This is a genomic window from Streptomyces sp. NPDC091289, assembly GCF_044757365.1.
GTDB lineage: Bacteria > Actinomycetota > Actinomycetes > Streptomycetales > Streptomycetaceae > Streptomyces.
Genome location: NZ_JBIVUT010000012.1, coordinates 67387 through 87227 on the forward strand (window position 1 = coordinate 67387; position 19841 = coordinate 87227).

At 72.6% G+C, this 19841-nt stretch carries 17 protein-coding genes and 1 pseudogene; 5 read left to right on the forward strand and 13 right to left on the reverse strand.

The features are described from left to right. Positions 1-149: 149 nt before the first annotated feature. From ACIQPT_RS17645 to ACIQPT_RS17660, 4 genes are all read right to left on the reverse strand, one after another. Positions 150-2138: a TerD family protein gene (locus ACIQPT_RS17645; protein WP_401156795.1), complete on the reverse strand. Its 1989-nt coding sequence runs from the start codon at positions 2136-2138 to the stop codon at positions 150-152. A gap of 218 nt (positions 2139-2356) precedes the next feature. After that, positions 2357-2935, reverse strand: coding sequence for a TerD family protein (locus ACIQPT_RS17650; protein WP_359623216.1), 579 nt, complete (start codon positions 2933-2935; stop codon positions 2357-2359). Between the two features lie 131 nt (positions 2936-3066). Further along, positions 3067-5196 (reverse strand): excinuclease ABC subunit UvrB, encoded by a 2130-nt coding sequence (uvrB, locus tag ACIQPT_RS17655; RefSeq protein WP_401156796.1) that lies wholly within the window; start codon positions 5194-5196, stop codon positions 3067-3069. Positions 5197-5235: 39 nt separating this feature from the next. Continuing rightward, positions 5236-6066, reverse strand: coding sequence for an MHYT domain-containing protein (locus ACIQPT_RS17660; RefSeq protein WP_401156797.1), 831 nt, complete (start codon positions 6064-6066; stop codon positions 5236-5238). A gap of 230 nt (positions 6067-6296) precedes the next feature. On the opposite strand from ACIQPT_RS17660, the gene ACIQPT_RS17665 reads away from it, so the two are divergent. The 3 genes from ACIQPT_RS17665 (at position 6297) to ACIQPT_RS17675 (ending at position 9314) form a co-directional block, all read left to right on the forward strand. Next, the gene (locus tag ACIQPT_RS17665; protein WP_401156798.1) at positions 6297-7193 is read left to right on the forward strand and encodes a glycerophosphodiester phosphodiesterase family protein; all 897 of its coding nucleotides are present in this window, start codon (positions 6297-6299) and stop codon (positions 7191-7193) included. Between the two features lie 88 nt (positions 7194-7281). Beyond that, complete coding sequence (locus tag ACIQPT_RS17670) at positions 7282-7839, forward strand: methylated-DNA--[protein]-cysteine S-methyltransferase (RefSeq protein WP_401156799.1); 558 nt, start codon at positions 7282-7284, stop codon at positions 7837-7839. Between the two features lie 254 nt (positions 7840-8093). Continuing rightward, positions 8094-9314 (forward strand): MFS transporter, encoded by a 1221-nt coding sequence (locus ACIQPT_RS17675; protein ID WP_401156941.1) that lies wholly within the window; start codon positions 8094-8096, stop codon positions 9312-9314. On the opposite strand, the gene ACIQPT_RS17680 is transcribed toward ACIQPT_RS17675, so the two are convergent. Together ACIQPT_RS17680 and ACIQPT_RS17685 are read right to left on the reverse strand one after the other, a co-directional pair. After that, the gene (locus tag ACIQPT_RS17680; protein ID WP_030079545.1) at positions 9304-9666 is read right to left on the reverse strand and encodes a cupin domain-containing protein; all 363 of its coding nucleotides are present in this window, start codon (positions 9664-9666) and stop codon (positions 9304-9306) included. The two genes, ACIQPT_RS17675 and ACIQPT_RS17680, sit on opposite strands and share 11 nt — an antisense overlap. Before the next feature lie 83 nt (positions 9667-9749). Further along, positions 9750-10667, reverse strand: coding sequence for an AraC family transcriptional regulator N-terminal domain-containing protein (locus ACIQPT_RS17685; RefSeq protein WP_401156800.1), 918 nt, complete (start codon positions 10665-10667; stop codon positions 9750-9752). Positions 10668-10799: 132 nt separating this feature from the next. Between ACIQPT_RS17685 and ACIQPT_RS17690 the strand changes: the two genes are divergently transcribed. After that, entirely contained in the window at positions 10800-11597 is a 798-nt protein-coding gene (locus tag ACIQPT_RS17690; RefSeq protein ID WP_401156801.1) for an SDR family NAD(P)-dependent oxidoreductase, read from the forward strand. A gap of 26 nt (positions 11598-11623) precedes the next feature. Here the strand turns inward: ACIQPT_RS17690 and ACIQPT_RS17695 are convergent, their stop codons facing one another. Continuing rightward, on the reverse strand, positions 11624-12268 hold the full coding sequence (locus ACIQPT_RS17695) for a uridine kinase (protein WP_401156802.1): 645 nt from the start codon (positions 12266-12268) through the stop codon (positions 11624-11626). A 72-nt stretch (positions 12269-12340) separates the two neighbouring features. Continuing rightward, the gene (locus ACIQPT_RS17700) at positions 12341-13033 is read right to left on the reverse strand and encodes a winged helix-turn-helix transcriptional regulator (protein ID WP_401156803.1); all 693 of its coding nucleotides are present in this window, start codon (positions 13031-13033) and stop codon (positions 12341-12343) included. A gap of 85 nt (positions 13034-13118) precedes the next feature. Between ACIQPT_RS17700 and ACIQPT_RS17705 the strand changes: the two genes are divergently transcribed. After that, on the forward strand, positions 13119-14330 hold the full coding sequence (locus ACIQPT_RS17705) for a pyridoxal phosphate-dependent aminotransferase (protein ID WP_401156804.1): 1212 nt from the start codon (positions 13119-13121) through the stop codon (positions 14328-14330). Positions 14331-14381: 51 nt separating this feature from the next. Here ACIQPT_RS17705 and ACIQPT_RS17710 read toward each other — a convergent pair whose 3' ends face one another. The 5 genes and pseudogenes from ACIQPT_RS17710 to ACIQPT_RS17730 form a co-directional block, all read right to left on the reverse strand. Next, complete coding sequence (locus tag ACIQPT_RS17710) at positions 14382-16028, reverse strand: VWA domain-containing protein (RefSeq protein ID WP_401156942.1); 1647 nt, start codon at positions 16026-16028, stop codon at positions 14382-14384. After that, positions 16025-17290 (reverse strand): AAA family ATPase, encoded by a 1266-nt coding sequence (locus ACIQPT_RS17715; RefSeq protein WP_401156805.1) that lies wholly within the window; start codon positions 17288-17290, stop codon positions 16025-16027. Before ACIQPT_RS17715 ends, ACIQPT_RS17710 begins: the two co-directional genes overlap by 4 nt. 302 nt (positions 17291-17592) lie before the next feature. After that, positions 17593-17678: pseudogene (locus tag ACIQPT_RS17720) on the reverse strand. A gap of 34 nt (positions 17679-17712) precedes the next feature. Continuing rightward, positions 17713-18444 (reverse strand): hypothetical protein, encoded by a 732-nt coding sequence (locus ACIQPT_RS17725; RefSeq protein ID WP_401156806.1) that lies wholly within the window; start codon positions 18442-18444, stop codon positions 17713-17715. Positions 18445-18487: 43 nt separating this feature from the next. Continuing rightward, positions 18488-19840: an SWIM zinc finger family protein gene (locus tag ACIQPT_RS17730; RefSeq protein ID WP_401156943.1), complete on the reverse strand. Its 1353-nt coding sequence runs from the start codon at positions 19838-19840 to the stop codon at positions 18488-18490. Between the last annotated feature and the right edge of the window lies 1 nt (position 19841).

Below are 19841 nucleotides of genomic sequence, written 5' to 3' on the forward strand. Positions count from 1 at the left end.
ACGCCCCGGGACCGATAACGGTCCGTATTGACGGGACGTCGCGTAAGGAGTACTCCCCTCCGTTCCCCGAACAGTACAGGCATGACCAAGAGAAGGTAAAGAAAACAGTAAAGAGATCACCAAAACCGCAGGTCAGGACCGTTTTCTGATCAACGGCCGGCAGCCCGGCGGGCGGCGGCCACCGCCGCGAGCACGTCCTCCAGGACGCGGCTGCCCGGCGGGATCGCCAGCGGCTCGTACGTCCAGGCATGCCCGACCCAGGGGTCGGCGAGATGGCTGTCGGCGACCGGGGTGATCCGCAGCAGCGAACGCCACAGCGGGTCGAGAATCGGCCCGTACGCACTGGCCTCCTCCCGGTCCGCGACCATCAGGAGGTGCACCCCGACCGAGGGTCCCTCGTCGGCGAGATAGCGGAGCTGGGTGACGGCCCGGTCGTCGAAACCGTGCGGGAAGTCGTTGACCACCAGGAGCTGCTCACCGGTGTCCAGGTCGGGCGGCAGCGAGTCGGCCGCCCCGGCCCGCACGGCCATCTGCACCAGGTCCACCCGCCGGGTGAGATGGGCGAGGACCGAGGCCACTCCCCCGGGCCCGGCGGCGGGCGGTCCGGCGAGGACGCCCGCGGTGACCAGCGGCGCGAGGGGACCGGCCGCCGAACCCGCCGGGTCGATGACGTGCACCGCGAACTCCCCGGGCGGATACACCGCGAGCAGTCGCGCCGCGTGGGCGACCGCCGTCTCCATGGCCAGCCGGCGCAGCTGGTCCGTGTCCATCAGGGCGGCCGCCTCGGACGCCGTCCGGCCGCTGTCCACCCAGATCCCGCGCTCCAGCGGCAGCCGGACGAGCAGCGGGATGCGCAGTTCGGTGCGCTCGGGTAGGTGGAGGTCGCCGATGCGCAGGGCCATCGGTATCTCCATGGGGACGCGGTGGGCGTGCCAGACGGGGTTGCCCCAGGCTGCGTACGCCGCGGGGAGCGCGGGCTCGACGACGGCCGACTCGGCGGCCAGCTGCGCCAGATCGCGGTCGAGTGCCTCCCGGGCCCGGGAGGTCAGCTCGTCGCGCTTGGCGCGGGCCGCCTCGCGGGCGCGGTCGCCCGCGCCGCCGATCCGGTTGCGCGGGTCGGACAGGGCTCGGTCGAGCTCCTGGTCCATCCGGGACTCGGCGAAGTCCACGGCGCTGCGGTAGGCGGCGACGGCGCGGGCCAGGTCCTCGAACATGCCCCAGATCTGGTTGTAGAGGCGCTCGTCCATCGACCAGCCGGTGGCGTCGCCCGCGACCGGCTGCGCGGGCTGTCCGGGCTGGGCGGGAGGCGCGGTGGGCGGGGGCGACGGGGGTGCGGCGTGCTGCCGTCGCGGGTGCGCGTAGTTGATGGGGCCGTCACCGGTGGGCCCCGCGGCGGCCGGTCCCGGGGCGGTGTGCGGCTGCGAGGGGTGCGCCGGGGTGGTGGCGGCCGGGTCGGTCAGCGGCTCGGGGGGCTCCGGGGCCGGGGGCGGCGTCGGCGTCGGCGGGCGGTGGTCCGCGGAGCCCGTCGCGTGCCGTACGCGGTCGCCCTCCGGGGTGCGGGGCGGCGGCGGGGCCACCGTGCGGGCCAGGCCCCGGGTGACGGCATCCTGGATGGATCCGGCCAGTCCGGCGGACTCGGCCAGGCCCTGGTCGGCGAGCATCTCGGCGAGCCCGCCGGCGTACCCCTGGCCGACGGCGCGGACCTTCCAGGCGTCCTGGCGGCGGTAGAGCTCCAGGGCGCTGACCGCGGACTCGGCGTCCAGGCCGGTGAGCGTGAAGGTGGCGATCTCGGCGCCGTCGAGCCCGGTCACGGCGACGAACGGGGCGGGGACGGCGCCGAACCGCGCCGGGCCTCCGACGCCGACGGGGAGCGCGAGCAGCACGGTGACCCGGTGGGCGCCGGCGGGCAGGGCCTCCAGGTCGACGGCGAGCCGGTGGTCGGCCGCCGCCTGCTGGGAGACCTCGAGCCCGGGGAGCTGGGGCGAGCCGGGGTGGGCGATCCACTCGACGCCGCGCACCGTGCCCCGTTCGTCGCCGAGGGTGGCTCCGGCGACGACGGGCGTGCCCGCCGATACCCGGATCTCCAGACGGGTCTGGGGCAAGGTGTGGTTCTGCCCCCGGACCAGTTCGGCCGTCATTGCCCTGTCCCCCTCGACGATGGCCCGCTCGCCCGTGGGCGCGGTGCCGATGCGATGCAGCGTTCGTGCTGTGCCGTGCGTGGCGGTGTGCCGTGCGCGCGTGGCTGTACGTGAGTGCCGTGCGTGAGTGCCGTGCGTGGGGCAGCTCCCGGCGGCGGGTACCGCCGGGAGCTGCCCCTGCCCGTTTCGGTGCCGGTCGTGCCCGACCGGACCTGGTCCTACAGGTGCGGGAGGATCGACGGCATCAGGTCCTGGAAGGTGCGGCCGTTGGCCGGGTTCCCGAGGGCCGTCATCTGCCATCCGCTGCCCGCGCGGTGCACCTTCGCCATGATCTGGGCGGTGTACTGGCCGCCGCCGTCGAGCGTGTACCGGGCGAGCTCCTGGCCGTTGGTCTCGTCGACGATGCGGCAGAAGGCGTTCTGGACCTCCTGGAACGTCTGCCCGGTGAAGGAGTTCACCGTGAAGACGATCTGGTCGATGTGGACCGGCACGCGCTGGAGGTCGACGAGGATCGCCTCGTCGTCGCCGCCGGAGCCCGCGCCGCCGACCAGGTTGTCACCGGTGTGCTTGACCGAGCCGTCGTCGCTGACGAGGTGGCGGAAGAACACGACGTCGACCGGCTGCTTGTCGGCGAAGAGCACCGCCGAGGCGTCCAGGTCGACCTCGCGGGTGCGCGAGCCGAACAGGCCGCGGCGCGGAGCCGCCTGCCAGCCGAGCCCCATCCGTACCGCGGTCAGGGTCCCCCCGTCGCTCTTCTGCAGGCTGATGGCCTGACCCTTGGTCATATTGACCGTCACGCGCTGTCCCCTCTCGGCATTGCCCCGCAACCATCCGTGTGCGGTTTCCCCGCACCCTACGCATTCCACCCCGGGCGGCAGCAGGCTCGGTCCGTTTTTGTGTCGGTCTTGCAACACACCCGGAGCCGGGGTCAGGCGAGGCCCGCTTCCTTCATCTGACGCAGTTCCTTCTTCAGTTCACCGACCTCGTCGCGCAGCCGGGCGGCCACCTCGAACTGGAGGTCCGCGGCGGCGGCCCGCATGCGCTCGGTCATCTCCTCGATGATCCCGGCCAGTTCGGTCGCGGGGCGGTCGCTGAGGACCGCGCCGGGCGAGGCCGCCCTGCCCTTCGCGCCGCCCTTGGCGGCCTTGCCGCCGAGCGCGGGCACCGGGGTCTTGGCGTCCTTGCCCTGCCGGTAGCCGCTGCCGAGGAGCTGCTCGGTGTCGATCTCCTCGCGGGCGATGGTCGCGACGATGTCGTTGATCTTCTTGCGCAGCGGCTGCGGGTCGAGGCCGCGCTCGGTGTTGTAGGCGATCTGCTTCTCCCGGCGGCGGTTCGTCTCGTCGATCGCCTGCGCCATGGCCGGGGTGATCTTGTCGGCGTACATGTGGACCTGGCCCGACACGTTTCGGGCGGCGCGGCCGATGGTCTGGATGAGCGAGGTGCCGGAGCGCAGGAAGCCCTGCTTGTCGGCGTCGAGGATGGCGACGAGGGACACCTCGGGAAGGTCGAGGCCCTCGCGCAGGAGGTTGATGCCGACGAGCACGTCGTACTCGCCGGAGCGCAGTTCGCGCAGCAGCTCGATGCGGCGCAGGGTGTCGACGTCGCTGTGCAGATAGCGGACCTGGATGCCGAGCTCCAGGAAGTAGTCGGTGAGGTCCTCCGACATCTTCTTGGTGAGCGTGGTGACCAGGACCCGCTCGTCGAGCTCGGTGCGCTTGCGGATCTCGTGGACCAGGTCGTCGATCTGGCCCTCGGTGGGCTTGACCACGACCTCGGGGTCGACGAGGCCGGTGGGGCGGATGATCTGCTCGACGAACCCGTCGCCGCGCGAGAGCTCGTACTTCCCCGGGGTGGCGGAGAGATACACCGTCTGGTCGATCCGCTTCAGAAACTCCTCCCACTTCAGCGGCCGGTTGTCCATGGCGGACGGCAGCCGGAAGCCGTGGTCGACGAGGGTCCGCTTGCGGGAGGCGTCTCCCTCGTACATCGCGCCGATCTGCGGGACCGTGACGTGGGACTCGTCCAGGACGAGGAGGAAGTCGTCCGGGAAGTAGTCGAGGAGGGTGTTGGGGGCGGTGCCGGGCGCACGGTCGTCGAAGTGCATCGAGTAGTTCTCGACGCCGGAGCAGGAGCCGATCTGGCGGAGCATCTCGATGTCGTACGTGGTGCGCATGCGCAGTCGCTGGGCCTCCAGCATCTTGCCCTGCTTCTCCAGCTCGGCCAGGCGCTGCTCCAGCTCCCGCTCGATGCCGCCGACGGCCTTCTCCAAACGCTCGGGCCCGGCGACATAGTGGCTGGCGGGGAAGACGTGGACCATGGGGTCCTCGCTGATGATCTCGCCGGTCAGCGGGTGGAGCGTGGACAGGGCCTCGATCTCGTCGCCGAACATCTCGATGCGGACGGCGAGCTCCTCGTAGACCGGGAAGATCTCGATGGTGTCGCCCCGGACCCGGAAGGTGCCGCGGGTGAACGCCAGGTCGTTGCGGCTGTACTGCATCTCGACGAAGCGGCGCAGCAGCTGGTCGCGGTCGATCTCCTCGCCGACCTCGAGCCGGACCATGCGGTCCACGTACTCCTGGGGCGTACCGAGGCCGTAGATGCAGGAGACGGAGGCGACCACGACGACGTCGCGCCGGGTGAGCAGCGAATTCGTCGCCGAGTGGCGCAGCCGCTCGACCTCCTCGTTGATGGAGGAGTCCTTCTCGATGTAGGTGTCCGACTGCGGGACGTACGCCTCGGGCTGGTAGTAGTCGTAGTACGAGACGAAATACTCCACCGCGTTGTTCGGGAGGAGTTCACGGAACTCGTTGGCCAGCTGGGCGGCGAGGGTCTTGTTGGGCGCCATCACCAGGGTGGGGCGCTGCAGCTTCTCGATCATCCAGGCGGTGGTCGCCGACTTGCCGGTGCCGGTCGCGCCGAGCAGGACGACGTCCTTCTCATCCGCGCGGATACGGCGCTCCAGCTCGGCGATGGCCGCCGGCTGGTCGCCGCTGGGCTGGTAGGGACTGACGACCTCGAAGGGCGCCACCGAACGTTCGATCTTGGAAACGGGCCGCATGCAACCACCGTACGGCTCGCCACTGACAACGGCCCCGGATCAGCGGTACCGCGGCCCTCCCGCACCCTCGCGGACCATGCTTCGCGGGTGGTGCCCGGCCCGCGGGTACGGGTCGGGTTCGCCCGTCATGGCCCGGGGGTCGAACAGGAGCACGACGGCGGCGAGGAGCAGGAAGCAGGCGGGTCCGGCCAGCATCGGGCCGATGATCTCGGCGGGCCGGTCGCGGGGCAGGACGTCGGCCAGGTCGTTCGGCAGGGTGGGCGGCAGGTGCAGATGCACATCGAGCGCGGCCATGCCGGTGTAGTGCATACCGGTCACCGCGACGGCCATCAGAATGCTCGCGCCGAGGCCGGATAGTGCTCCCCGCAGGCTGACCGCCGCCCACAGCGCGCCGGTGGCGGCGACGCCGGCGATCAGCACCGAGAGGACGACGAGGGTCGTGTCGTACGCGAACCGCGCGTCCATGCGCATGCCCGCCATGCCGAGATAGTGCATGGAGGCGATGCCGAGCCCGGTGATGGTGCCGCCCGTGATCAACGCCATGCGGGTCGCGCCCCGGTACCCGACAATGAAGATGCCGATGCCGATCATCACCACGGCCACGGCCAGGCCGGAGAAGGTGAGGGGCTTGTCGTAGGAGATCGGAGCCTCCTGGACGGTGAAGCCCGTCATCGCGACGAAGTGCATGGTCCACACCCCGGAGCCGATGGACAGCGAGCCCAGCGCCAGCCAGCCGGCCCGGCAGGAGCGTGCGGTGTGGAGGGACCGGGTGGTGCAGCGGAGCCCGAGGGCGGCTCCCAGGGCGGCCATGAGGAATGCCGCGACCGGAGTCACCAGGCCGTAGGTGAATCCGTCGACCGTTCCCTGCATGCGCGCACGCCCTTCGAGAAAGCCCGGGGTCGAGGAGGGTCCCCAAGGGGCGAGTCCCGGCAGGCAGACAAAGAAAGCACATTTTATCGGTACGCCGTCGGGCCGGGCTCCCGCGGTGGTCCCCGGGACCGAAGGTTCCGTTCACTCCGCGGCCATCGCGGCCCCGCCGGGCGTTGGCGGGCCGCTGTCACTCTCTGCGTGTCCGCACACTCCCGACGTGAGGAGTCCCCGTGTTCGTCCGCACCGCAACCGCCTCCACCACGGCCGCCGCCCTGCTCGGCGCCGGCGCCCTGCTGCTGCCCGCCGACCGGCCCGAGGCTCCGGAGCGGCAGACCCCGGTCACGGCCCCGGTCACGGCCCCGGTCGTCGTGGCCCACCGGGGGGCATCGGGCTACGCGCCGGAGAACACCCTCGCCGCCGTCGACGCCGCGGACGCCCTCGGCATCGACTGGGTCGAGAACGACGTCCACCGCACCCGCGACGGGGAGCTCGTCGTCCTGCACGACACCGACCTGAAGCGCACGACGGACGCCGAGCAGGTCTTCCCCGACCGGGCCCCGTGGGCGGTCAAGGACTTCACCGCGGCCGAGCTGGCGAAGCTCGACGCGGGCAGCTGGTTCGGAGCGCAGTTCACCGGGGCCCGGGTGCCGACGCTCACCCAGTTCCTGCACCGCCTGGAGCGCAACCGGCAGAAGCTGCTCCTGGAGATCAAGAGCCCGGAGACCTACCCCGGCATCGAGCGGGACATCATCCGGGTGCTGGGGCGGTCGGGGTGGCTGGACCGCTCCCACGTACGGGACCGGCTGGTCATCCAGAGCTTCGGCGCCGACAGCGTGAAGAAGGTGCACACCCTGCGCCCCGACATCACGACCGGCTTCCTGGGCACCCCCGCGGTGGCCGACCTGCCCTCGTACGCGGCGTTCACCGATCAGATCAACCCCTCGTACGCGACGATCGGCGCCGACTACGTGGCGGCCGTCCAGCGGCTCAAGGGCCCGCACGGCAAGCGGCTGCGGGTGAACACATGGACGGTCAACAAGGCGGCGGACGCGGTGAAGGCCCGTGACTACGGGGTCGACGGCATCATCACCAACTTCCCCGACGTGGTGCGCGACGCGACGAGCTGAAGCGGCGGACCGGCAGCGCGTCCGCGGTCCCGTCGGCTTTCCGCCGACGGGACCGCCGTTGTCAGTGGGCGGTCGTACGGTGGTCGGCATGAACAGTTACGGGACCGGCGGCGAGCCGGCCGTCGAGTGGTCCGTCGTGGACAGCGGCATCGGCCCGCTGCTGCTCGCCGCGACCGGGGCCGGCCTGGTGAGTGTGTCCTTCCACGCCCGCCCCGACGTACGGGACGCGATGCTCGGCCGGTTGCGGGCCCGATTCGGCGCGGAGCCGGTGGAGGCGCCCGGCTCGGCGCGGCTCGCCGAGCCCATAGGCAGGCTCGCGGCGTATTTCGCGGGCGAGCGGGAGGACTTCGACCTCGAGCTGGACTGGTCGCTGACCTCGGGGTTCCACCGTGAGGTGCTTCGCGAGCTGGCGTCCGGGGTGCCCTACGGGACGGTCGTCGGGTACGGGGAGCTGGCCGCACGGGTCGGCCGGCCGGAGGGGGCGCAGGCGGTGGGGGCGGCCATGGGGGCCAACCCGCTGCCGGTGGTGGTGCCGTGCCACCGGGTGGTGGAGAGCGACGGCGGCCTGGGCGGTTTCGGCGGCGGTACGGAGACCAAGCGGCAGTTGCTGGCGCTGGAGGGGGTCCTGCCGCAGCCGCTGTTCTAGCAGCCGTTGCTCCGGCAGCCGCTTGCCCCGGCAGCCGTTGTTCCGGCAGCCGTTGTTCCGGCAGCCGCTTGCCCCGGAGGATGGCCGGAACACCTCCCTGGCGCGTCCGGTCGATCACCGTCCGGGGGGGCGTTCACCCGCCCGGGTGTATGGCGGTGGCCGAGCGGTGGCACACTGCGCCGGTGACGACCCCCCTCCCCTTCCCTCAGGTCACGGCAGCCGGGCTGCCCGCTCTCCAGCGCCGGACGTCGGCCGTGCTCATCGTCAGCCAGATACTCGGCGGCCTCGGTGTGGCCATCGGCATCGCCCTGGCCCCGATGCTGGCCGCCGAGGTGAGCGGATCCGAAGCGCTGTCCGGGCTGGCGCCGACCGCGTCCGTCGTCGGCACGGCGCTGCTGTCGCTGCCGCTGGCCGCCCTGATGACCTCCCGGGGCCGCAGGTCCGGCCTGGTGCTCGCCTATCTGATCGGTGCGCTGGGCGGTGGGCTGGTGGTCCTCGCCACGATGCTGCCCAGCTTCCCGCTGCTGCTGCTCGGCATGGCCGCGTTCGGCGCGGGGTCCCTGGCCGGTCTCCAGGCCCGGTTCGCGGCGGCGGACCTGGTGGGGCCGGAGCGGCGGGGCCGGGCGATCTCCACCGTCGTCTGGGCGACCACGATCGGCTCGGTGCTGGGGCCCAACATCTCGGCCCCGGCGAGCCGGCTGTTCCGCGGTACCCCGGTGCCCGAGGCGGCCGGGCCGTTCCTGTGCTCGGCCGGTGTGTTCCTGCTCGCCGGGCTCGTCGTGGCGCTCGCGCTGCGCCCGGATCCGCTGCTCACCGCCCGCGCCCTGGCCCCGGAGGGCCCGGTGGAGCCGCCGAAGCGATCCCTGCGCGCCGGGATCGAGGCGGTCCGGGAGTCGCCGATGGCGCGGCTGGCCCTGGTGACGGTCACCGTGTCGCACACCGCCATGGTGTCGATCATGGTCATGACCCCGGTCGACCTCGGCCGGCACGGCGCCGACCTCCAGCTGATCGGGCTCGTCATCAGCGGGCATATCGCGGGCATGTACGCGTTCTCGCCGGTGATGGGGTGGCTGGCCGACCGGTTCGGCCGGCTGGCCGTGATCGGCCTGGCCGTCGGGCTGCTGAGCCTCGCCGCGCTGCTCGCGGGCACCGCCGGGCCCCGGCACGGCCAGACCGCCCTGGGCCTGTTCGTGCTGGGCCTCGGCTGGTCGGCGGGGATGATCGCCGGTTCGGCGCTGCTCACCGACGCGGTGCCGCAGTCCGCCCAGGCGGCGGTGCAGGGGCTGTCGGACCTGACGATGAGCGCGGCGGCGGGCGTCGGCGGGGCGGCGGCCGGGGTGATCGTCGCCCAGTGGGGGTACGGCCTGCTGAACGCGGTCGGCGCCGCTCTGCTGCTGCCCGTCGCCGCGCTCGCCCTGCGCCGGGGCCTGCGGCGGCCGGGAGACCTCAACGGCTCGGGAGACGTCAGAGGCTGATGTGGTACGCCTTGCGGAGCGTCTCGTGAACGGTCCAGGTGGTCCGGTCGCCCTCGCGCAGGACGCAGGCGTCCCCCGGGCCGATCTCCAGCGTCGCCCCGCCCTCGACCGCGACCGTCGCCCGGCCGCTGACGACGACGAACAGCTCGTTCGCCTCGGTGTCGGTGACCACGCCGGGCGTGATCTGCCAGATGCCGCGGATCTGCCGGCCGTCGGGCGATTCCCACAGCACCTTCCCCGTCACCACGGGATCGCCCGAGACGATCTGCGCCGGATCGAGGGGTTCCGGTACGAGCTCGGCGTCCGGGATGTGTACGGCGAAGGAGGCGGGGACCTGGTCGTTTGTCGTCATGGCCGGTCACCTTAGCGACCGCTTCCGGCCGACCGGCCACCAGGACCGGCCAGAGCTCGTTCACCGGGGCCCGCCGTCCCGCGTCACCCGTTCGCAGCGAGCCAGTCCTCGCTTCCGCGCTGGTGCAGTTGCTCCCGCAGGCGTGAGGCATCCGCTGCGGGCGTCCGACCGTAGAGGTGGCGGTAATCGCGGGAGAAGTGCGGAGCGCTTCGGTAGCCGACCGCCGAGGCGGCCCGGGCCGCCGACTCTCCGAACACGACCATGCGGTGCTGGGCCTCGCCGAGCCGAAGACGTTTGAGGTACTGCACGGGCGTCATGGAGGTCGCTTCCCTGAAGCGTCTGAACAGCGTCGGCTGGCTGGTCCCCACCGCGGCGGCGAGCCCGCTCATCGACCACGGCTCGGCCATCCGGTCGGTGAGGAGGCGCACGGCCCGCGGCACGACGGGATCGTGGTCGCCGACCGCGGCGAGGACCCTGGGCGCCTGGTCGGTCTGCAGGAGACGCAGAACGATCTCCCGTGCAAGCAGCGGGCCGAGGACCGGAATGTTCTCGGGCTCGTCGAGAAGGCCCGTAAGACGAGCGAACGCGTCGGCCAGAGCGGGCGACCAGGTGCCGAGTCGGTCCGTCACCCCGGGCGGCCGGTCGGCGCGCGGCATCGCGGCGGCCACTTCCGCGACGAGTGTGGGGGCGAGCCGGTATCTGGCCGCCAGGAAGCCGCGCGGGCCTTCCGTCTCGACGACGGCCGAGATCACGGGGAGGTCGACCGGCGTGATGATGAACCGGTCACGGCCCCAGATACGGTCGTCGTCGCCCACGATCGAGCGTTTGCGCCCCGCGAGGACGACGGACAGGGAGGGCGTGTAGCGCTGGTACGCCGGCCCGGTCGGGGCGGTGACGTGGCTGAGGCGGAGCCCGAGGGCCTCGGCCGGCGTCCGGCTGTCCACCCGCCGCGACACGATTTCGGCCGCTCGATCGAGACTCCGGGCCGTCACTTCGTCCATACGGTCATCCAAGCTCATACCGTCCGACTGTGTCCCGGCAGCGGATCCGGCACAGAATCCGGCAGAGGATCCGGCAAGAGAACGATCGTGTCGGGCAAGCGGCACGACGCCCTGGAGCCGGACGCTGGAGGCATGCGAACGAACGAAGAACTCCTCACCTCCCTCACCGCCGACACCACGCTTGCCGGACGGACCGCGCTGGTCACCGGTTCATCGGGCGGAATCGGCGAAGCCATCGCCCACGTCCTCGCCGCTTCGGGCGCCGAGGTCGTCGTCAGCGGCCGCGACGCCGGCCGGGCGCAAGGCGTCGTGGACGCGATCGTCGGGGCCGGCGGGCGGGCGCACGCGCTCATCGCGGACCTCGGCGCGGAACCGGCCGAGATCCGTGCCTTCGCCCGGCGCGCCCAGGACACGCTCGGCGGGAGGGTCGACATCCTCGTCAACAACGCGGGTGTGTACCCGGGCTTCCTCACCGAGACCGTCACCGACGAAGACATGCAGGCACTGTGGGCGACCAACATCCGCGCCCCGCACGTCCTGGTCGCCGCCCTCGCGCCGTCCATGGCTGAGCGAGGATCCGGCGCGATCGTGAACATCGGCTCGTGGATGGCCCGGGTGGGCGTCCCCTACAAGGCCCTGTACCCGGCCACCAAGGCCGCTGTCGAGCAGTTGACCCGCGCGTGGGCGGCGGAGTACGGGCCTCGCGGGGTCCGCGTGAACACCGTCGCGCCGGGAGCGACGGCCACGCGGGGCACCTCGACGAGCGCGGACCAGCTGGCCGAGATGACGAAGGGAACGCCGGCGGGCCTTCCCGTACGTCCTGTCGACATCGCGTACGCGGTCCGCTTCCTCGCGTCCGACGAGGCCACGTTCATCCACGGGGCGACGATCGACGTGGACGGCGGGATCGCCGCCACCCGCCTGCGCTGACCACGCCGGCGCACGGACCCGCCGCCTCAGGGGACGACCGGCCCCGACCACGCCGGATGGAGCGGGTCGTCGGCGCGCACGACCACATCCGCCCGCTCCGAGGGCGACACCTCGTCCTCGTACCGGGCGAAGGCGGGCAGGGTCCAGCGCTCCGACTCCTCCGTGCGCCGCCGCAACGCCCCCGGCGACAGCCGCAGATGGACGCTCAGCGCGAACGGGAACCAGTGCCCCAGCAGGAACGGGCCGTGCACGATGACCACCCCGCCCTCGGGCAGCGCATGGTAGGGCGTGCGGGTGGCCCGGTCGGTCACCGGGTCCCACAGATCGGGCAGCACCCGGCCGGAGCCGCCCGCCTCCAGCGGCCCGAACACCTCGCGCCACAGCGCCCCGGTGTCGTACCAGCCGTCGACGTACGCGTCCGGGTCCCGCTTCCCGTACTCGAAGCGCAGGCTCGCCGGGCGCAGGAAGCCCTCCGTGGACACCACGAGGACCGAGCGGCCGAGCAGCCGCAGCTCCTGGGCGATGCGCTCGGCGCTCTCGCCGGTGCGGGCGGCCGGGGCGCCGTCGATGCCGAACGCGAGCCAGGGGCCGCCGTCGGCGGCGGACAGCCCGTCGCCGTGCCGGGCCAGTTCGCCGGCCAGCCGTTCCCAGGTGATCGCTTCGAGTCGCACGGGTCCATCATCGCCGGACCGGCGGCGGGACGCTCATGTGAAGGAGATCGGGACGGATTCCGCGAGGGAGACTCAGGCGCCGCGCAGTCCGGCGGCGAGCGGGCCCTCGCCGAACACCTCGACGCGGCCGTCCTTCACCGCCTCCGCGAGCGTCGCCCCGCCCTGCGCGAGCTCCAGGCACACCCCGGCGTCCAGCACGATCCGGGCGTCGGGGCGGTCGGCGGGGCCGTATCCGTACACCGGTCCGTACGCCTCGGCGCCCGGCAGCACGGCCCCCGCTCCCCCGCCGACATGGAGGTGGAACTCCCCCTCGTCGAGCCGGACTTCGAGGACGCCCTCCTGGGCGATCCCGGTGAGGGCGCCGAGCAGCGGCAGCGCGAACCAGTGGGCCCGCACCGCGTCGGTCGGGCGGCGCTCGGCGAGGGCGGGCGCTCCCCACGCGGCGAGGGCCGCGAGGACGGGCAGCAGGCCGTGGCCGCGGGCGGTCAGCTCGTAGACCGACGCCGCCGACGGGGGCGGCAGTTTGCGGCGCAGGGCCAGTCCGGTCTGTTCCATGTCCTTGAGTCGGGAGGCCAGCACATCCGTGCTGACGCCGGGCAGATCGGCGTGCAGGTCCGTGTACCGGCGCGGCCCGCCCAGCAGTTCACGGACGATCAGCAGCGTCCACCGGTCGCCGACGGAGTCGAGGGCGCGGGCGGTGGCGTCGAACTGGTCGTAGCTCCGGCGACGGGCGGGGCGTGCTGCTGGCTGCTGCTGACGTGGCATGCGACGCAGTCTAGACATGTTGTTGGACTTTCCAAGCTGAAGCTTGGTAAAACCAAGTATCGCAATTCGGCTCGGGAGGCAGCGCATGGAGTTCCGGCAGTCCAGCAAGCTCAACGAGGTCTGCTACGAGATCCGGGGCCCGGTCATCGAGCACGCCAACGCCCTGGAGGAGGCGGGCCACAGCGTGCTCCGGCTCAACACGGGCAACCCCGCGCTCTTCGGCTTCGAGGCTCCCGAGGAGATCGTCCAGGACATGATCCGGATGCTGCCGCAGGCGCACGGCTACACCGATTCGCGCGGCATCCTCTCGGCCCGGCGCGCGGTGGTCCAGCGCTACCAGGCCATGGGGCTGACCGAGGTCGGCGTGGACGACGTGTTCCTCGGCAACGGGGTCTCCGAGCTGATCTCCATGGCGGTGCAGGCGCTGCTGGAGGACGGCGACGAGGTGCTGATCCCGGCCCCGGACTTCCCGCTCTGGACGGCGGTGACCACGCTCGCGGGCGGCAAGGCCGTGCACTACGTCTGCGACGAGGAGTCCGACTGGAATCCGGATCTCGCCGACATGGCCGCCAAGATCACCGACCGGACCAAGGCGGTCGTGATCATCAACCCGAACAACCCGACCGGCGCGGTCTATCCGCGCGAGATCCTCGAAGGCATTCTGGATCTGGCCCGCCGCCACCACCTGATGGTGTTCGCCGACGAGATCTACGACCAGATCCTGTACGACGGGGCCGAGCACCACAGCGCCGCGGTCCTCGCCCCGGACCTCGTCTGCCTCACCTTCAGCGGGCTGTCGAAGACGTACCGGGTGGCCGGCTTCCGGTCCGGCTGGATGGTGGTGTCCGGTCCGCGGCAGCACGCCCGCAACTACCTGGAGGGCCTCACCATGCTGGCCTCCATGCGGCTGTGCCCCAACGCCCCGGCGCAGTACGCCATCCAGGCCGCGCTCGGCGGCCGGCAGTCCATCCGGGAGCTGGTCGCGCCGGGCGGCAGGCTGCACGAGCAGCGCGACCGGGCCTGGGAGCGGCTGAACGAGATCCCGGGCGTCTCGTGCGTGAAGCCGAAGGGCGCGCTGTACGCCTTCCCCCGCATCGACCCGAAGGTGCACCCGATCGTCGACGACGAGAAGTTCGTGCTGGACCTGCTGTTGCGGGAGAAGATCCAGGTGGTGCAGGGCACGGGCTTCAGCTGGCCGCGCCCGGACCACTTCCGCATCCTGACCCTCCCGTACGCCGACGACCTCGACGCGGCGATCAGCCGCATCGGCCGCTTCCTGGACGGATACCGCCAGTGAGACGGATACCGCCGGTGACCCGACCGCCGCGGTCGCTCGGGGTGCTCGGGGTCAGATGAGGCGGAAGAGGTCGGCGGCGGCGTGGACGTCGGTGAGGTCCTCGATGGAGCGCAGGTTGTCGCACAGCGCGTCCAGGACCGAGCCCGTGTCGGCGGCGCGCGGTGCGCCGACGGCCAGGCCGAAGACGCGGAAGCCCAGCCGGCGCCGGGCGTCCTTCCAGCCGCGCATCCATTCCTCGGTGACACCGCATTCGTCGTCGGTGATCATCACGATGTCGCCGCGCAGGGCGGCGGCCTCGTCGAACTCCTCCTCCAGCAGCTCGCGGGCCGCGGTCAGGGGCGCCTGGTAGCTGGTCCCGCCGCCGAGGAAGGTCTCGGCGAAGTCGAGCACCCGGTCGATGCCGGCGGACCGTCCGGCCGGGAAGCGGAAGACCTGGACCTTGTCGGCGGCGGAGAACAGGATGCCGACGAAATCGCGGTCGGCGTGGCGGGCCTGGTCGAGCAGCGCCAGGGCGCACGCCTTGGACCACGCCTCCCGGGTGACCCCGCCGGGCCCCGCCACGTACATGGAATGGGAGGTGTCCACGCACGCGATGACGGCCCCCCGCCCCGTGGACTGCTCCCCCTGGCTGTCGTAGAGCATCAGCTCCCCGGCGGCGTAGCGCGCGGCGAAGACCGCACGCGTCGCGGGCAGGCCGAGATGGGCCAGTTCGGAGGGGATCAGGCGGGAGAGGTCGTCCCCGAGGGTGACACCGATCAGCTCGCCGGTGGCGTTCTCCACCTTGCGGGCCCGCTCGCCGTCGGCCATCTGCCGGAAACGGCCGATCAGTTCCGCCCATGCGGCGAGACGGCCGGTGCGCAGCCGCTCGGCGAGCCGGGCACGCCGGTCGAACGGCATACGTTGCAGCTCGCCGGGGCCGACACCCCAGGCCCGCATCAGTGCGGCCTCCTGCCGGACGGCCCCGGCCGCCTTCGCCACCCCGTCACGCGCGGCGGCGCGGATGCCCGGGGCCCCGGCGGCGGTGTGCGCGGCGTCCTGGGCGGCCTGCCGCGCGGCGGCCCCGGCGGCCCCGGCGGCCTCGGCGGCTTCGACCGCCCGGCGGACGGCATCGGCGGGGTCCGGAGCGTCGGCGTCCGCTTCGGGCCGTGTGCCGCCGTCCGCTTCGGCCGGTGCGGCGCCGTCCGCCGCGGCTCCGTCGGCGGCCCGCTGGAGCGCCTCGCCCACGGCCGCCGCCGCGTCCTCGGCGGTCTGCCGGGCCTTCTCCGCCCGCTCGGCCTGCCCCCGGGCGTCCCGGGAGCTCTCCAGCATCCGGCGCAGCGCGGCGGACTGGGCGAGTACGGCCATGGCGGCGGCATAGGGATCGCCCGCGGTCTCCCGGCGCAGCTCTGCGAAGTCCGGTGACGCCATCAGCTGGGTGAGGAGCTGGTGGTTGACCAGCCGGGACGGCCTCATCTCCGCGGGTTCGCGCAGCCGCGGGCCGACCTTGTACGCGGCCAGGAACACATCAATGAGCAGGTCGGTGGCGTGGTCGTGGTCCGCCTCCAGGGCCTCGGCCAGGTCACGCAGTCCGGCCGACTGCTCGTAGGTGTCGCGCCAGGTGAACCGTTCGAACCGGTCCGCGACCACGGCCCCGGCATGTCCGGCGGCGGCGATAGCGGTGGCAGTGGCGGTGGGTTCCGGCCACGTCCCGGCGTTCAGAGCTGGGCCTGGGCCGTGGCGGCGTCCATGCCCAGCGCCTCGGTGAGCACGCGGGCGCGGACGGCGCGCTGACGACCGGTGACCCGGTCGATGGTGGCGGTGGAGCGGCCCGCGCCCGCCGCCTCCTCGCGCAGCTTCTCCAGCCGCCTGCCCGCCGTGGCGAGCTTGTTGTGGGCCTGCTTGATGACCCAGTCGCTCAGCACCTCGCGGGACTGCCCCGCCAGGGCGTCGAGTTGGGCCTCCAGCTCGTCGAGGGTGTCGGCCAGGTCGAGCGCCTCCTTGGCGTCGGGGTTGACCAGGTGCAGGACCTCGCGCTCGACGATGGGGCGCTGCGCCGGGGAGTCCCACAGCACATGGGTCAGCACCGACAGGTCGGTCTCGGCGACCGCCGTACGCCCGTCCAGGTACGCGGACGCCTGGAGCAGCCCCACCGCCTGCCGCCAGCGGCGGTCGGAGGCGACGAGCTCCTTGCGGCGTAGGGCGGCCCGCAGCACGCACACCGCGTCCACGACGGCGTCGGGAACGTCCACGGCCGGGACCTCCACGGTCACGGCGTGCTGCAGCGCGGCCAGTTCCACCGTGGTCCGGGCCGGGGCCTCCGGGCGGCTGACGGCGGAGCGGATGAGCTCGGCGAAGTTCGAGGGGTCCGCCAGGTAGCCGACCTCGATCCGCACCAGCAGCCGGTCGTAGATGGCGGCCGTGTCGTCCCCGGTGGGCAGTTCGTTGCTCGCCGTGATGGCGCCGATCAGCGGGCAGCGGATCGGCTCGCCGCCGCTCTCGGGGTGGTAGATGCGCTCGTTGAGGTAGCCCAGGGTCTCGTTCAGCGCCGCGGTGGAGCACTTGAAGATCTCGTCGATGAACGCGACATGCGCGGTCGTGGCCCGGCCCTCGTAGACCTGGCGGTACTCGCCCCGGGCCAGCGCGGCGACGTCGACCGGACCGAACATGCGCGTCGGCGCGGTGAACTTCGACAGGAGGATCTCCCAGTAGGCCGCCCCGTCGATCCTGCCGGTGAGCTCCCGGGCGATCTCGGACTTCGCCGTCCCGGGCGGGCCGAGCACCAGCGAGTGCTGCCCGGCCAGCAGGGCCACCACCAGCGTGCGTACCACCTCGGCCCGCTCGTAGAACCGGTCCGACACCTCGTCGCAGACGGCCCGCAGCCTCCTGGCCGTGTCCTGCCTACCCTGCGTGTCCTGCGTGTCCGGTGTGTCCTGCGGGTCCGGTGTTCCCTGCACGTCTGTTGTCCCCTGCACGCCCTGCATTGTGCCCTGCGCCTCCCGTGGAAACGGGAGCGGGCCCGGAGGCGTAGCCGGCCTCCGGGCCCTGAGAGTGCCACCCATCTGGCACGCCGGCACGTTTAAGAGTCCGGGTCAGTCATGATGTCGTCGCGTCCTGCCTTTGGACCACCGCAGATCGGAGCTCTGCGGGCCGGACTTGAACCGGCATTTCGACGCGCGTGGGCCCGGGCCCGTTCGATCCGGCGATCGGCGGCGAATGCTGAGTCTGGAGCAAGAGTCTGAGATTGACGGCGGCTGCCTCTGCCTGCTTGGGCTACTCCGGCCCGTGCCGGAGGGAGGAGTCGAACCTCCACTGGTACCGCGCCTTCACGACAAGCTTCAGTTTCAGCTTGCGCTCCTCGCGCACCCCGGCCCCCATGGACGGCGGCCGGGGAATCCATGGTCGGTCACCCGAAGAGGTAACCGAATACCGCATCACCCACTCGCTGGTCGGTGACCTCCGCGCCGTTGGCCTCCTCGCGGGCGAACTTCACGGCCTGCTGGAGCTTCTCGATCCGGTCCAGCAGTTCGTTGACGCGCCGCGCGGGCAGCGCCCCGGAGAACTTCACGGTCGTCCAGTAACCGATCGGGATGTCCTCGTAGTACACCTCGACCTGCGCCGGGTGCTTGTCGGTGGCCTCCGCCTTGACGTGGTTGCGGGGCACCTTCTTCGTACGGAGCGTGCGGACCGGCTCGGTCTTCCAGGAGTCGGTCGACGGGTCCTGCACCCAGGCCTCGGCGGCGTCCAGCACGGGCAGCTTGCGGACGAAGGTGTTGAGGTCGGTCAGCTGCTTCTCCAGGAAGAGCAGATACGACACCGGCACCTCGCTCACCAGCACCCGGCCGTCGACCGACACATCGGCCCTGGCCGAGCAGTTCGCCCAGTCCTTCGTGGCGGTCACATCGAAGAGCCGGGTCAGCGTGGCCGCGGTGTCCCGCAGCACGTCCTCGGCCTTGACCTGCACCAGCGTCGACTCGGGCGGAAGCTGCTCGCCCTCCTCGTCCTTGGGCTGGTAGGTCCGGGAGATACCGGCCAGCAGTCCGGTCTTCTGGAGGCCGTGATGTGCCGCCGTCAGGTCCTGGTGTGCCTTGGACTTGACGCCCTTCTCCACTGCGATGATCTGATTGAGTTTCGCCACGTCGAGGACGCTAACAGGGGCAACACCCCGCCGGCCAAGGGTTTTACCGTACGTAGTGGGGGTCGGTCCCGGAGGCGTCGGCGACCGAGTCACCGGCCAGCAGCGCTTCGAGGGCGGTCACCGGGTCGGGGTCCGGGGCGGCGCGCGGCCACCAGTCCTCGCTGCCGGGGTCGGATTCGTAGCCGTACCAGCGGTGGTCGCGGCCGAAGCGGAGCTGGAGCGAACCGGCCGGGTGGGTGAGGTGGTTGCGCCAGGGCGTGAAGCGCGGGAAGCCGGCGGCGGCGAGCGCGGGCCTGGCCCGGTCGAAGGGGCCGGCCGGCGGGTCCCAGGGCGTCTCCAGGACCGCGAGGCCCTCGGCATCGCCTTGGCGCCAGGCGGCGACGGCGCGGGCGAGGTCGGTGGTGGTGCGGCCGGTGGCGTACGCCAGCTCCCGGTAGAGCGCGCGGGTGGTGGCGGTGAGCCCGGCGGTCGGCCGTGCGGCGGCGAGGCGGACGGCGTCCTGCCACGCGGTGAGCCCGGCCAGCGGATCGCGGCCCGTGGTCAGCAGGGCGTGGGCGCGGGCGGCGGCGTCGGTGGCGAGGTGGTCCAGGCCCAGCGGGTCGCGGGCGCCCGGCAGATCCGGGTACGACGGCGGCTGGCCGGGGTGCGGCGGGACGGGGAGGGGTGCCGGCAGCGGGGGCAGGAAGCGTCCGGCGAAGGCCTCCTGGGCCCCGACCGACGGGACGGCGGGGGCGGCGGGGCGCTCGCGGGCGGAGTGTTCGGCGTTGCGCCGGCCCAGCTCGTCCAGCAGCTCGCGCTCGCCCCGGCCCCGCATCAGCAGCAGGACGAACGGGTCGCTGTCGAGCAGCAGCGCCGTCTGGAAGCAGAGGGCGGCGACGTGTTTGCAGGGCCGCCCGTGGTCGGGGCAGGTGCAGCTGGGGTCGAGGTCGTCGGCGGCGGGCAGCAGCCGGACCCCGGCCTCCTCGGCGGTGTGGGCCAGGGAGTGCGGCATCTCCTTGGCCAGCAGCGCGGACAGATGGCCGGGGTGGGCGGCGACCGCGTCGAGCAGGGTCTCCCAGCCGGGGTCGGTGAAGGTGCGCAGCCGTAGTTCGGCGCGGTAGGGGCGGGCCCGGCTGCCGTGCACATAGGCGACGACGCGCCCCGGGGTGACGGTGATCGCCGCGACCTGGCCGTCGTCGGCGTACGTACGGCCGCGGGCGAGCCGGGCCTCGTCCATCGACAGCGACTCCAGCGCGTCCACCCAGGCCCGGCCCCACCAACTGGCCGCGAAGGGCTCGCCCTCGGCGGAGGTGCGGGCGGGCACCGCCTCGAAGGTGCGCCGCAGATCGTCCGGTCCCGGCCGGGCGCGGGGGGCCGTTCGCCGGGCGGCCGGGCCGGTGGTCGGGCGCGGGCTCATG

Bases quoted from the DNA above. Each gene is read 5' to 3' on its own strand.
- ACIQPT_RS17645 (WP_401156795.1), bottom strand. From the start codon at position 2,138: ATGACGGCCGAACTGGTCCGGGGGCAGAACCACACCTTGCCCCAGACC.
- uvrB (WP_401156796.1), bottom strand. From the start codon at position 5,196: ATGCGGCCCGTTTCCAAGATCGAACGTTCGGTGGCGCCCTTCGAGGTC.
- ACIQPT_RS17660 (WP_401156797.1), bottom strand. From the start codon at position 6,066: ATGCAGGGAACGGTCGACGGATTCACCTACGGCCTGGTGACTCCGGTC.
- ACIQPT_RS17670 (WP_401156799.1), top strand. From the start codon at position 7,282: ATGAACAGTTACGGGACCGGCGGCGAGCCGGCCGTCGAGTGGTCCGTC.
- ACIQPT_RS17680 (WP_030079545.1), bottom strand. From the start codon at position 9,666: ATGACGACAAACGACCAGGTCCCCGCCTCCTTCGCCGTACACATCCCG.
- ACIQPT_RS17685 (WP_401156800.1), bottom strand. From the start codon at position 10,667: ATGGACGAAGTGACGGCCCGGAGTCTCGATCGAGCGGCCGAAATCGTG.
- ACIQPT_RS17690 (WP_401156801.1), top strand. From the start codon at position 10,800: ATGCGAACGAACGAAGAACTCCTCACCTCCCTCACCGCCGACACCACG.
- ACIQPT_RS17700 (WP_401156803.1), bottom strand. From the start codon at position 13,033: ATGCCACGTCAGCAGCAGCCAGCAGCACGCCCCGCCCGTCGCCGGAGC.
- ACIQPT_RS17705 (WP_401156804.1), top strand. From the start codon at position 13,119: ATGGAGTTCCGGCAGTCCAGCAAGCTCAACGAGGTCTGCTACGAGATC.
- ACIQPT_RS17715 (WP_401156805.1), bottom strand. From the start codon at position 17,290: ATGCAGGGCGTGCAGGGGACAACAGACGTGCAGGGAACACCGGACCCG.
- ACIQPT_RS17730 (WP_401156943.1), bottom strand. From the start codon at position 19,840: ATGAGCCCGCGCCCGACCACCGGCCCGGCCGCCCGGCGAACGGCCCCC.